The 12,907-nt window shown below is 60.8% G+C and carries 12 protein-coding genes and 1 tRNA gene; 4 read left to right on the top strand and 9 right to left on the bottom strand.

The genetic code is table 11. The annotated features are described in order from the left end of the window. Nucleotide 1 precedes the first annotated feature (1 nt). From trpA to pyk, 3 genes are read left to right on the top strand one after another with little or no spacing between them, the layout of a single operon-like run. A complete protein-coding gene (trpA, locus tag ACUY2T_RS07115) occupies nucleotides 2-772 on the top strand; it encodes a tryptophan synthase subunit alpha (RefSeq protein WP_448308073.1) in 771 nt (256 codons plus the stop codon). Further along, complete coding sequence (gene lgt, locus ACUY2T_RS07110) at nucleotides 769-1,623, top strand: prolipoprotein diacylglyceryl transferase (RefSeq protein ID WP_293791279.1); 855 nt, start codon at nucleotides 769-771, stop codon at nucleotides 1,621-1,623. Before trpA ends, lgt begins: the two co-directional genes overlap by 4 nt. A 33-nt stretch (nucleotides 1,624-1,656) precedes the next feature. Then, the gene (gene pyk, locus ACUY2T_RS07105; protein ID WP_293791278.1) at nucleotides 1,657-3,075 is read left to right on the top strand and encodes a pyruvate kinase; all 1,419 of its coding nucleotides are present in this window, start codon (nucleotides 1,657-1,659) and stop codon (nucleotides 3,073-3,075) included. Here pyk and ACUY2T_RS07100 read toward each other — a convergent pair. Next, a complete protein-coding gene (locus tag ACUY2T_RS07100; RefSeq protein ID WP_448308072.1) occupies nucleotides 3,057-4,283 on the bottom strand; it encodes an amidohydrolase in 1,227 nt (408 codons plus the stop codon). The genes pyk and ACUY2T_RS07100 overlap by 19 nt on opposite strands. 17 nt (nucleotides 4,284-4,300) lie before the next feature. Further along, complete coding sequence (locus ACUY2T_RS07095) at nucleotides 4,301-5,659, bottom strand: DUF4921 family protein (RefSeq protein WP_448308071.1); 1,359 nt, start codon at nucleotides 5,657-5,659, stop codon at nucleotides 4,301-4,303. A 95-nt stretch (nucleotides 5,660-5,754) separates the two neighbouring features. On the opposite strand from ACUY2T_RS07095, the gene ACUY2T_RS07090 reads away from it, so the two are divergent. After that, nucleotides 5,755-6,144, top strand: a complete 390-nt coding sequence (locus ACUY2T_RS07090; protein ID WP_448308070.1) for a hypothetical protein — start codon at nucleotides 5,755-5,757, stop codon at nucleotides 6,142-6,144. Here ACUY2T_RS07090 and ACUY2T_RS07085 read toward each other — a convergent pair. The 7 genes from ACUY2T_RS07085 to ACUY2T_RS07055 form a co-directional block, all read right to left on the bottom strand. Continuing rightward, a complete protein-coding gene (locus ACUY2T_RS07085; protein WP_448308069.1) occupies nucleotides 6,125-7,246 on the bottom strand; it encodes an HNH endonuclease signature motif containing protein in 1,122 nt (373 codons plus the stop codon). The genes ACUY2T_RS07090 and ACUY2T_RS07085 overlap by 20 nt on opposite strands. 92 nt (nucleotides 7,247-7,338) lie before the next feature. Continuing rightward, nucleotides 7,339-8,112: an amino acid ABC transporter ATP-binding protein gene (locus tag ACUY2T_RS07080; protein ID WP_448308068.1), complete on the bottom strand. Its 774-nt coding sequence runs from the start codon at nucleotides 8,110-8,112 to the stop codon at nucleotides 7,339-7,341. Between the two features lie 8 nt (nucleotides 8,113-8,120). After that, a complete protein-coding gene (locus ACUY2T_RS07075) occupies nucleotides 8,121-9,068 on the bottom strand; it encodes an amino acid ABC transporter permease (protein ID WP_448308067.1) in 948 nt (315 codons plus the stop codon). Further along, nucleotides 9,065-10,021 carry an ABC transporter substrate-binding protein gene (locus ACUY2T_RS07070; RefSeq protein WP_448308066.1) on the bottom strand — a complete coding sequence of 319 codons (957 nt, stop codon included), beginning with the start codon at nucleotides 10,019-10,021 and terminating at the stop codon, nucleotides 9,065-9,067. Before ACUY2T_RS07070 ends, ACUY2T_RS07075 begins: the two co-directional genes overlap by 4 nt. A 33-nt stretch (nucleotides 10,022-10,054) precedes the next feature. Further along, nucleotides 10,055-11,473 carry a PepSY domain-containing protein gene (locus ACUY2T_RS07065; RefSeq protein WP_448308065.1) on the bottom strand — a complete coding sequence of 473 codons (1,419 nt, stop codon included), beginning with the start codon at nucleotides 11,471-11,473 and terminating at the stop codon, nucleotides 10,055-10,057. A gap of 142 nt (nucleotides 11,474-11,615) precedes the next feature. Further along, nucleotides 11,616-12,530 carry an ECF transporter S component gene (locus tag ACUY2T_RS07060; RefSeq protein WP_448308064.1) on the bottom strand — a complete coding sequence of 305 codons (915 nt, stop codon included), beginning with the start codon at nucleotides 12,528-12,530 and terminating at the stop codon, nucleotides 11,616-11,618. Between the two features lie 248 nt (nucleotides 12,531-12,778). Next, a tRNA-Leu gene (locus ACUY2T_RS07055) sits at nucleotides 12,779-12,855 on the bottom strand. Between the last annotated feature and the right edge of the window lie 52 nt (nucleotides 12,856-12,907).

The following is a 12,907-nucleotide window of genomic DNA, read 5'->3' as shown; positions in this document are numbered from 1 at the left end:
CATGACCTCCCGACTTTCCCAGGTGTTCCTCGACGCCCGCGCCGAGGGGCGGGCTGCGCTGGTGGCCTATTTCCCCGCCGGCTATCCCACGGTGGCTAAATCTAAGGAGCTTGTCACCGAGTTGGCTCGGCACGCCGACCTTATCGAGGTAGGCGTTCCTTTTACCGACCCGATGATGGACGGTCCCACTATCCAGGATGCAGCCAATGAGGCTCTGGCCAATGGTTTCCGAGTGAAGGACACGATGGATGTGGTTCGCACCGTCACCGAGGCCGGTGGCAAGGCCGTCATCATGTCCTATTGGAACCCGATCCTGCAGTACGGCCCCGAGAAATTCGCCGCGGACCTGGCCGCTGCCGGGGGATTGGGCTCCATCATTCCGGATCTTCTACCTGAGGAAGCCGACCGGTGGGCACAGGCCTGCGCCGCGAATGATCTGTCGCCCGTGTACCTCGTAGCTCCCTCCACCACGCCCGAGCGCATGGCCCTTACTGTTGACGCCGCCGATGGCTTCCTCTACGCCGCATCCCACATGGGAGTGACCGGTGCGCAGAATGAAGTTTCCCACTCTGCAGAGGAACTCGTGGCGCGCGTGCGCGAAGCAACGGACCTGCCGGTGGCAGTGGGGCTGGGGGTGAAGACCGGGGAACATGCCGCAAGCATTGCCGCCTACGCCGATGGCGTGATTGTCGGCTCCGCCCTGATCCAAGCCGCAGCTGTCGGCAACCTGGGTGAGCTAGCGGCTGAGCTGGCACAGGGAGTGCGCGCATGACGGCGGTCATTCCGTCGCCGCCCCAAGGGGTATGGGAGCTAGGCCCCATACCCATCCGCGCCTATGCGCTATGCATCCTCACCGGAGTGGTGGTGGCCTACTTCTGGACACGTCGCCGCTACGCAAAGCTGGGCGGGGATCCAGAAGTCACGGTCGACGCTTTGCTTGTCGCCGTGCCTGCGGGAATCATCGGCGCCCGCCTGTACCACGTCATCACCGATCACCAAAAGTATTTCGGGGAGGGGAAAGACCCGAGCCAGGTGTTTAACATCACCAACGGTGGGTTGGGGATCTGGGGTGGCATCGTCCTCGGTTCCCTGGCAGTGTGGCTGCTCTTTAAAACAAAGAAGCTGTCTTTGGGAACCTTTGCCGCGGCCGTCGCGCCCACGATTCCACTCGCACAGGCGATTGGCCGGCTTGGGAACTGGTTCAACCAAGAGCTTTACGGCGGGCCTAGTGATGCCCCCTGGGCGCTAGAGATCTACCGGCGCGTCGACGAGAATGGTTATTCCGCGCCCGTCACCGGACACTCGACCGGGGAAGTACTGGCTACCGTACAGCCGACGTTCCTCTACGAGCTGCTGTGGAACCTGCTCGTCGTAGTTCTGCTGCTAGTCGCAGAACGCTACTGGCGAGTAAGCGGGGGAAGGCTATTCACCCTTTACGTGATGGGGTACACGTTTGGGCGATTCTTTATCGAAAATATTCGCACCGATGCAGCCACCACCGTCTTCGGCGATATACGTATCAATGTTGTGGTTTCGGCAGTGGTGTTCCTGGCCGCCACGGCGCTCTTTGTGTGGTGGACGCTGAAAGAGCGCAGGGCTAAGGGCGTCACACCCAAGGAGTAGCGAGGACCACGGCGCGGGGCTATTCTCGAACTCGTGAATAGAAGAACCAAGATTGTTTGCACCCTGGGTCCTGCGGTTGCCTCGAAAGAGCAGATCCGCGGGCTCGTAGACGCCGGAATGAATGTTGCGCGCCTGAATTTCTCCCACGGCGAGCACGCTGACCACGAGCAAAACTACAACTGGGTTCGAGAGGCGACCGACGAGTCCGGCAAGGCGGTCGGCGTGCTCGCTGACCTGCAAGGCCCGAAGATTCGTCTGGGGCGCTTCGCAGAGGGCGCTACCGTCTGGGCGACCGGTGAAACTGTGCGCATCACCGTTGATGACGTACAGGGCACCCACGACCGCGTGTCCACCACCTACAAGGGACTCGCCCGCGACGCGCGCCCTGGCGACCGCCTGCTCGTCGACGACGGCAAGATCGCCTTGGTGTGTAAAGAAGTCGACGGCAACGATGTCGTGTGTGAGGTCACTGAAGGCGGCCCGGTTTCCAACAACAAGGGTGTCTCCCTGCCAGGCATGAATATCTCCGTGCCTGCACTAAGTGAAAAGGACACCGAGGATCTGCGCTTCGCCCTGCAGCTGGGCGTGGACTTTATCGCACTGTCATTCGTGCGCAGCCCCTCTGACGTGGAGCTTGTCCGCGACATCATGGACGAGGTGGGCCGTCGCGTACCGGTGATCGCCAAGCTGGAGAAGCCCGAGGCCGTCGATGCACTGGAGCCCGTCATCTTGGCCTTCGATGCCATCATGGTTGCCCGCGGTGACCTTGGCGTGGAGGTACCGCTGGAGGACGTGCCGCTGGTGCAAAAGCGTGCCATCCAGATCGCCCGCGAGAACGCGAAGCCGGTGATCGTGGCAACGCAGATGCTGGATTCCATGATCGAGAACTCCCGCCCGACGCGCGCGGAGGCCTCCGACGTGGCCAACGCCGTGCTCGACGGTGCGGATGCCGTGATGCTCTCCGGCGAGACCTCCGTCGGCAAGCACCCAATCACGACCGTCGAGACGATGGCGCGAATTGTTGCCGCAGCCGAAGTTGATGGGGAAGTGCCGCCGCTTACGCACCGTCCGCGCACCCGCCGCGGCGTGATCTCCTACGCAGCCAAGGACATCGGCGAGCGCCTCAACGCAAAGGCACTCGTTGCCTTCACCTCGTCCGGCGATACCGCTAAGCGTGTCGCGCGCCTGCGCTCCCACTTGCCTCTGCTGGTGTTCACCCCGTCGCAGGCCGTGCGCTCGCAGCTGGCGCTGACGTGGGGCGTAGAGACGTTCCTGATCGAGGACGTGAAGTCCACTGACGAGATGATGGACACCGTCGACCACCACCTGCTGGCTATGCCGCAGTACAAGTACGACGACATGATGGTCGTCGTCGCCGGCTCCCCACCCGGAATCTCCGGCAACACCAACATGATCCAGGTGCACCTACTGGGTCAGGAGCGGAAGAGGTAGCTCAAGGTCGCGGCCAACGCCGCGTCCGTGGAGGTGCCCAGCGCCTCGATACGTGGAGCGAAGCTCCCGTGGTGATTGCCCGGCACTGGCTCGCCGGAGTTCCACAGCTCCGGATCAGTCGTGCCGATCGTCCAAAAAAGATACGGCACATTGAAATGGCGGGGGATCTCCGAGAAATCTTCGGAGGCCGTCCACGGTTCGGCGTCAATAGAATCCTCGCCGAAAACCGCATCGAAAACCGGGCGCACCTGCTCGAATACGCTAGGGGTGTTATCCGTTAGCTCGCCGTGGGCGGAATAGACAAACTCTGGAGGAACCTCGCACCCCGACGCAGCACACTCGCCGCGCACAACACGCTCGATCGCGGCGTAGGTCTTATCGCGCACATCGGTGTCGTAGAAGCGGCAGTTCAGCACCAGCGTGGCATCTTCCGGGATGGTGTTGTTAGTGTGCCCCGCAGAAAGCGTGCCGACGGTAATGACCGCGAAGTCAGACGGCGCAACCTCGCGGCCGACGATGCCCTGCAGGCGCACGACAATCAGCGCAGCAAGGAACGTTGGGTCGATTGCATCCTGCGGGCTCGAACCGTGCGCGGACTTGCCATGCAGCGTGATGGTGATCGTGTCGCACGCCGCCAGCACCGGCCCCGGCGCGGACATAACCGTGCCCAAACGACCCGGCAGAATATGCTGTCCCAGGCACACGTCCGGCGCCGGGATCTTGTCGGCCAAGCCGTCGTTGATCATATTGCTGGCACCGGCGGTGACTTCCTCCGCAGGCTGGAACAGCGCAATAAAGGTGCCGTGCCACGCATCGCGGCGTTCGTCGAGGACCGCGCACAGTCCCATCAAGGCCGTGGCGTGCATGTCATGGCCACACGCATGCATCACTCCATCGTTCTTCGAGGCATAGGGCAAGCCGGTGGTCTCCTGCACCGGGAGCGCATCGAAATCGGCGCGCATTAGCACTGTTGGCTCGTCTGCCCCTGCGCTGCTTGGGTTACGGAATACTGCGGTGACGCCATGTCCGCCGATACCGGTGGTTACTTCGCAATCCATTTGCGCCAACCGGGCGATGATGTGCTTTGCCGTCTGTTCTTCCTGCAGAGACAACTCGGGATTTTCATGCATCCACTGGTAAAAGCTGTCCTGCCAGCTCAGATCCACGCCGTGGTCCGAGATGAACTCTGCAATATCTGCGTTGCGCATTTACGGGGAGGTCCTTTCTATCGGATAGCCGGGTTGTACTTCAGCATGTTGGGGCGGGTGGCGCAGTCTTCGCCGAGGCGGATTCCAGGCGCGAGCTTCCCCTCCTCCTGTGCAGTGAGCAGTGCATTGAGTACGCGTTCCCTGAGATCAGCGGGGGAAATCGTGTTGATGAAGATCTTCGTACCGCCTTCGAAACCAGCCATGGTGGACACACGCCACTTGATCACGATGCGCCAGGGCATGGGCACGTCCACGTCCAAGGGACGGTGAAGCCATTCTTCGTTGCAGGGAATGTGTGGCCCGGCGGCGACGTGGCAGGCGTGAACCAGATCCGAGACAGCATCGCGTTCGGCGTCGGTCATGAGCCACGGCTCGGTCGTCGCGGATTTGGAGAAGACTTCCAGCGTTGGCCAGCGGTGTCCGAAGCCCGCGAAGGCGATGGCATGGTCGTTCTCGGCGAAAACGAGGTTGTGGCGGGCAGCGTAGTCGACGGCCCATTCGTTGTACATGTTCGGGTTCGCGCGAACCTGGGCGATCTCGAGTTCGTTTTGCAGGCCGTGTTCGTCGATAGCGACGAGTTGCTTGTGCAAGTGTTCGAAGCTGGCTCCCGCCGGGGCGAGCCAGTTTTGGAAGGCGGCGACATAGCGCACATAGCGGTTGGCGCGGTACAGGCGGTCCATGCTGTCGACGGTGAAAGCGATGAAGTGGCGGTGGTTTTCCCAACCCAGTGTGCCGCTGGATGCCAGCTGGTCGGTGGATTCTGCACCGGGGACATAGTGGTCGCGGGCGATGATTACGTCGTGGCCACCGGCGAAAAGTGAGCCGCTTTCTTCGTAGAGGGTCTGTAGACGGCGGTCGGGGGAGAAGAGCTCATCGAGTTCTTCTTGGGTCTTCCCACCGGCGGCCCATTTGGTGCGCAGGATCTGTTCGACGTGATTCTGGCCGGCTTCCTCTGCCAGATAATCGGCCATGTGCTTGGCGGCTGTGGGGTTCATTCGGTAGCCGTAGTTCAACAGCCAGTAGTCGTACGTCAGTATCTCAAACAGGTTCGCGACACGGCGGAACAGTGGTTCGGTGTTCTCTAGCTCGCTGACGGGAAGGCCACGGAGGATGCGTGGCTTACCGTCCTCGTCCAGCACCAGGCGTGCTTTCTCCGGAGGAGTGTCCAGCTTACGGTTGAGCCCGAATGCAGTAGCAGAGTCGCGGTCGGCCACGGTGCGTACTTCGGGGCGGTGCTCTGCGATGGGGCGGTTACCCCGTCCGGGGACTGTCCACACCTCGGTGCCGGAAAATGGGTTGACCTGTTTGATCGTCCCGTCTGGCAGGGTCGTCAGGGGCGGTACGGGCGCGGGGTGCGAAGTATGGGAACCAATCACGGCACACAGTCTAGTCGTTTTGAGGTTCTGTCGATCACACCACTAACCCCACACCGTGCTTGCCGTTCACCGCTGCGTGCTGCCACACTAGGGGAATGCCAAAGATTACTTTTCGGCTGCTGGCTAACCAGGAGCAGCTGGCCACAATCGAGCAGGATTTCCGCTCCATGATTGCAGCCCTCGGCGAGGCGTTTGAAGGCACGCTGAATTGCCAGTCCGGGCTTCCCGCTGATCCCGAACTGGTCACTACTTGGGTGGAGCTTTTCGGGGAGAGCCCCGACGAAGGATCCGACCCGGCCACCGGCGCCGAACTTACCGTCGACGTCGCCCGTTACGACATCGGCTCTGTTTCTGGGCTAGCCATGCATTTCGCGGAGCTTCTCACTACCCGGGAAAAGGAACCCTCCGAGCCGATCCTGCGCCAGGTCCACGACGATCCCGGTTCGCCCCGAGTGCCTTGGCACGTCACTGTGGCTTCGGTATAACACCCCTTGCGTGCGTGGTGAACTCCTCTTCGTGGTGGTTCACCCATTTGATAGTCCAGCCGCCGTCCTGCGTACTCGCCCTCCACTGGCCATTGGTCTTTAGGTTGTGGTGGGTTCTACAAAGGCATTGCATGTTTCGCACATCCGTCGGTCCACCTTCCGCAGGCTCCGAGTGGTTGTACGGCACAATGTGGTCTTTGTCGCACATCGGCGCCGGGTGTTCGCACCCGGGGAATCGGCATGTCCCGTCCCGACCAACTAGAAATTCTTTCATCTCCCTGCTGGGCGTGTACTGTTCTACCGCCGGCGGCACCGTCACACTCTCCACTCGCGAGGCGAAGCTCTCATAGTAGTCAGCCTGCTCAGTGCTGATCGCGCCAACACCGGGGATGAACCCGGGCCCATGCTCCCACCGGAACACGTGCACGTGCACCACAGCATTGGACTCTTCGCCGCTGATCAGTCCTGCAATCACATCCATCCGTGCCTGTGCCAAGTCACAATCCAGTTTCCCGGCCAGCACTTTCGCCTTCTTGGTCACTGCTTCCCACATCCGCTGCGATTGATCCTTTGGCATGTTTAGTGTCCAGCGCGAAAACTCCGCTGCTCCGCCCAGCGTTGCCACCGAACTCCGCGTTGCGGAGCGTTCCTCCGCCGCTGCCTTCTCACCGGTCGCGAAGGGAGCGGGGAAGTCCCGCGCAATCACTTCGCACAGATATTCCCCAAGTTCTTTCGCAGTCGGCCCATCTTCCCGCGCGCTGATGCAATCCACTGCGTGCTTTTCCAGGTAGCGGTTGAGCTGTTCTAGCTCCATGATCGCCCGCCCTGTTTCGTCGGGTTCCGTCAGCGCTGCTGCGTAAGCGTTTCGTACACGCCACACCTGCTCTAGGTGCCGCACGCCAATTATCCCTGCCTTCAGCGCGGCAAGTCCCAATAAATTCATCACTGCGAGGATCTGCGCCGCGTGCGAGAACACTATCGCATCCGCCGTCCCCGCCTTCCGCAGTGCTTGTATCCGCGCCACGGTCGGGTCGTCGATCACGCTGTATGCATACGCCGCGTCGACCCTGTTGCACATCCGCCGCATCTCGTCGGCATCCATTTTTGCCCCCTTCTTGTCCGAGCGCCGCTTACCTTACACACGGCCCCGGACAACCCCTCGCCCTTCTTAGTGACGCCCCCTCATTTTCACCCCTAGAGCAGGCTCGATAGGAACTCTTGGGTGCGTTCGTGCTGCGGATTTCCAATGACTTCCGCGGCCGGGCCGTGCTCGACGATCACGCCGCCGTCCATGAAGGCAACTTCGTCAGCGACTTCGCGTGCGAATCCCATCTCGTGGGTGACCACCAGCATTGTCATGCCGTCGTCGGCCAGGTGGCGCATCACGTTCAGCACTTCGCCGACCAGCTCGGGGTCCAGCGCGGAGGTCGGCTCGTCGAAGAGCATCAGCTTCGGCCGCATTGCCAGTGCGCGGGCGATGGCCACGCGCTGCTGTTGTCCGCCGGAGAGCTGCACCGGGTAGGCGTCGGCTTTGTGGGCGAGCCCCACTTGGTCCAGCAGCTTGCGGGCGTGCTCGATTGCGTCGTCTTTGTTCTCGCCGCGCACCTGCACGGGCGCTTCGATGATGTTCTCGATAACGGTCCGGTGGGTGAAGAGGTTAAAGTGCTGGAACACCATTCCGATGTCCACGCGTTGTGCGGCCGCCTGCTTTGGTGTCAGCTCATAGAGGTTGCCGTTCTTTTCGCGGTAGCCGATCAGTTCGCCGTCTACTTCGATCCGTCCGGAGGTCACCTTCTCCAGGTGGTTGACGCAGCGCAGCAGGGTGGACTTGCCGGAGCCAGAGGGGCCGATCAGGCAGGTCACGCCGCCGCGGGGAACGTCGAGGTCGATGCCTTTAAGGACGTCGAGTCGACCGTAGCGCTTCCACACGTTCTTGATGGCGATCATCGGCGCGTTGTTGTCAGACATGGTGGCTCCTAGTCCTTCTTATCGTTCGGCGTGACGGTGACATTGCGCGGGGGCACGCCTTCGGCGTCCGCAAGGGCAGCGAGTTGGCGCTGCGTGAGCTGGCGCGACGATCCGCGAGAGAAGTAACGCTCTACGTAGAACTGCGCGATCATCAGCAAGCTAGTGATCACCAGGTACCAGGTGGCGGCAACCAGCAGCAGGGGTACGGGCTGGAACAGCGAGTTCGAGATGTCGGTGGCGCGGCCGTAGAGCTCGGCGGCGTAGGGCACGGCGATGACCAGTGAGGTGGTCTTCAGCAGCGAGATAAACTCGTTGCCCGTTGGCGGGATGATGATGCGCATGGCCTGCGGCATGACAGTGCGGCGCATGTTCTGGCTCCAGGTCATGCCCAGTGCCTTCGACGCTTCGGACTGTCCTTCGGGCACGGCCTGGATACCGGCGCGCACGATTTCGGCCATGTAGGCCGCCTCGTTCAGGCCGAGGCCCAGCACGGCCAGGATGAAGGCATTCTGCAATACCTGCTCGAGGTCGATCTCGGCAAAGCCCACGCTCACGGACTGGTACAGGGAGCTCAGCAGACCCCAGAACACCAGCTGTACATACACGGGCGTACCGCGGAAGATCCACAGGAAGAGCCACGCCACGCCCTGAAGCACCGGGTTCGGGGACATACGAAGTACCGCGACGATAGCGCCGATGACCACACCGATGATCATCGCCAGAATCGTCAGCGCAATGGTGTGCATCGCGGCTTTCACGATGCGCGTGTCCAGCAGGTATTGGAAGTAGGTATCCCAGTGGTAGGCCTCGTTCCGCGCCGCGGAGAAGATGAACCATACAACCAGCACCAGCAGAATTGCCGCTGCGATCCAGCGTCCGGGGTGGCGTAGTGGGATCGCTTTGTTTTCGGTCGGGCGCCTACGCTGCGTTTCGGGGGAGGCTTTCGGAGTACTCAATTGGTGCCTTCTTTCGTTTGGAGCGTGCGGGGCAGCTGGTACGGCTTGAGGTTGAACGTCACGGCGTCAAGCCCACCGTCTTCTAGCCCCCACTGCTTCAGGATCGCTTCGTAGGTGCCGTCGTTCATCATGGTTTGCATCGTCGCTGCCAGTGCTTTTCCTAGCGGGTTGTTCTTTTTGACGCCCATACCGAACGGGGCGGTGTCAAAAGGTTCGCCCACTCGCACTAGCTTGCCTTCAGAACGGGCGATGGCGAAGTCGATCACCGGCGAGTCAGAGCTGTACGCCTGCGCTTTTTTCAGGATGGTTGCGGTGGCGGCGGCGTCGGCCTTTTCATAGACGAGCTTTTCGATCGGGGGTTTGCCCTGGGCCTCGCATTCTTCGGATCGTCCCTGCACCTCGTCCGTGTCGGAGTAGGTGCCCTTTTGGACGGCGACCTTCAGGCCGCAGGCGTTGTCGGGGTTGATGGTGTTTTCGTTGCCCGGTTGGGTGGCCCAGGAGATGCCGGCGCTGTAGAAGTCGACGAAGTCGTAGTTTTTTTGTCGTTCTTCGGTGTCTGTGAAGGCGGTAGCTCCGACGTCGACGGATCCTGCGCTGATAGCGGGCAGGATCAAATTGAAGTCCATCTGCTGCACATCAACCTGGAGCCCCATCATGGCGCCGGCGGCGCGGATGAGGTCCATTTCGAAGCCAATGATGTTGCCGTCGGAGTCTTTAAACTCGTTGGGCGCGTAGGGCGGGTTGGTGCCGACGGTGATTTTCCCTTTTGCTTGAATTTCTGGGGGCACAAGGGCGGCTAGCTGGGGGTTCTTTGCTGGGAGGATTTCCTCCCATCCTTCCGGATTGCCGAGTTCTTCGTTGGTCACACACCCCGCCAGCGATGCTGAAAGAAGGATCGCAAGGGTGCCCTTGGCCACTGTACGGGCCAGGGAGCGCGGGTGGCTATGTTTCATACAGTGGATTATATCGGAGTATGTGAATATTCTTTAATGGCTTTCGACCGAAACGGGCTCTTGTTTTTCGCCGTCTAGGTCTGCGGAAATCCGGGGCGTGTTATCGCGCTTGTTTCCTGCACGGAAGTCCAAAGCCCAGGCGAGGACGAAGAGGATGGCACCACTGACAGCAAATAGGGGAGCGACCACGCTGTATCCGCCGAGCAGGACGGCCAATGTCAGCCAGTGCTTCCAAGTAAGGGAGCTGATGTCGACGCGGTTGCCGGTGTTCTTTCCACCGCGGCGACGCCACCACATGATGTAGCCGTACACAACAAGCGCACCAATGCCGAGTGCCAGCAACGCGAGTGCGATCTGGCTGACCAATCCGAACAGTGTGCCCATGTGTAGCTGAATAATCCAGCTGGTCAGCTGTGCTGCAATCGGCCACGACTTAAAGGGCAGGCGGTCAACGACGGCGCCGGTATCTCCGTCTACGGTGATGGCATCGTTGTACATCTTGTATGCCTGGCGTGGTTCGCTGACGGTCCATGCCTGGCCAACCTTGCTCGGAGGCTCCAACTGCAGCGTTCCGGTGAGGCCTTCATTGCGACCAACCTGCAAAACGGTGTCTGCGTTGTCTGTATTGATCGGTGCGGCATCTGCGTCGGTGTGGGCGCTTCCGCCGTGATCACCGTGACCTGCGTGACCTGCGTGGTCGCCATGACCGGAGTCGCCGTCCGCACTTGGCTCGCCACCGATGGTGGTATTGGGCTTGGGAGTCATCCAGTTCAGCTGTTCGCGGACAGTAGCGATGTTATCTCCTGCAAAGTGGGACCACGTGAGGCCAGAGACGCACAGGAAGATCAGGCCTGGGGCTGCGACGAGGCCGATGAGAGTGTGGCGCTTCATGGCTTCACGACGGGACTTCTTTTTGGGCTTGCGTTGGTTCTTCTGCTTGCGCATGATCCACCACATCGCCACGCCAGTGACGGCCATCGGACCCAGCCAGGTAGCTGCGGTTTCGGAGTAGATGCGCCCGGGCTCGTCCAGCCACAGGTTTCGGTGGCCTTCGGAAAGCCAGGAACGGAAAGGTAGGGCAGCGGCGCTTCCGTACTGCACGAGTTCGCCTGTGACATGGAGATCACCCGGGTCGACGAACACCGCGTGGGTGTAGCTTTCGGAGGGGAGTTCCGGGTCGGCAAAGAGCACACGAGTGGTCTTACCTTCCTTGTCGGAGATTTGTACCTTCGCGACGTCCAAGTCCGGATGGATGCGCTTGGCAGCCTCGATCTGCTTAGCTACGGGTTGTGCTGGACTGGTTGAGGTGGCTGTCAGTTCGGCGTCATAGACCCAGCTTTCGATGGTGGGCGCGAGCGCGTAGAAGAAGCCCGATAGCGTGGCTACGAGGATAAGAGGTGCGATAAAGAGTCCGGCGAGAGTGTGGACTCTGCGAATGATTCTGCGAGACATGACTCATTAGTCGAATGTCTACCGGGATCGGTTCCCAATAGGGGCCTGCATTGGGGGAATGCGGGGGTAAAGAAACAAAAACTCCCGCTGCCTTCTGCGAAGAGAGGCGCGGGAGTTTTCCGGCTAAAGCTAAAGCTAAAGCTTATTGCGGGTTCTGCTGACCGAAGTTGTTCTGGTCGAAGCCGTTCTGCTGTGGCTGACCGTAGTTGTTGTTCTGGTCGAAGTTGTTCTGCGGCTGCTGGCCGTAGCCCTGCTGGGACTGACCGTAGCCCTGCTGGGGCTGGCCGTAGCCCTGCTGGGGCTGGCCGAAGCCTGCCTGCTGGACTGCTGGAGAATTCTTCCTGTCGTTAAGCAGCGTCAGAACACCAAAGGCGATGATTGCAATGGAAGCGAGGAGGATCAAAATCAGACCGGCACCCACGCTCACCTGGGCGACGTCCTTGTCCACTTGGCCTGCCTTGGAACCGATATCGGTCCAATCCATTACTGAAATCAGCAGCAGAACGGCACCGATGGCGATCACTGGGATGCCGCGCCACCACATCTTGGTGAGCTTTTCTACAAACAGGTAGGCAGCGATTCCACCGATCAGGATCAGGGAAAGGAACATCGTGAGCATGCCATCGCCGTCAGTACCGGAGACTGTGATGGTTCCATAGAAAGGAACAGTGACTTTACCCCACGGCATGAAGCTGCCAATGAGGCTGATCAGAGCGGCACCGGCTGCGCAGACCATCCACAGCACGGACTTGTTGGAGAAGTCCAGGTACTGCTTGATGTCGAACTGGCCTGCCTGGCCGTTCTGTCCGTTGAATCCCTGCTGGTTCTGGAAGTTGTTCTGGTAGCCGTTCTGGCCGTTCTGCGGGGCGCCGTATGCGTTCTGTCCCTGCTGAGGCGCAGCCTGCTGGTTCCAGTCCTGCTGCGGTGCCTGGTTAGGCTGGCCGTACGGGTTCGGGTTCTGGTTCCAATTGCCCTGCGCCTGGGGCTGCTCGGGCTGCTGTGCGCCGTTGTTGGCGGTGTTGGCCGGGTCGTTGGAACCGAAGTTCTCGTCCGTCATGGTTCTCCTCGCGTCACGAATAAGGTGCTTAGCGGCCTTTCAGGCAAGGCTGCGAATTTTCTTTGCGATTCATATTAACGGACTCGTCGGGCTCCGGCTTGTTGCGGTCGGTTCTCGGTATGTCGGGGGGTGGTTCTTTTTGGGGTGTTGACACCGATACTTCAGATACTTGGCGTGGGGGGGGTACGAGCGTGGCAGGGATAAGCAAAACCCGCTGCCAAGGTTTTCCTCAACAGCGGGTGTCTACATGGTGCCCCAGGTGAGACTCGAACTCACACTGGACGGGTTTTGAATCCGTTGCCTCTGCCAATTGGGCTACTGGGGCGCGAAGTGCTTACCGGTGCATAATACGCCACGGTGCTCGAGCCAACCAAAAC

It is taken from the genome of Corynebacterium sp. 22-2729 (assembly GCF_053479475.1).
The sequence above is the reverse complement of the archived record's forward strand: the minus strand, read 5'-3'. Positions and strand labels throughout refer to the sequence as shown.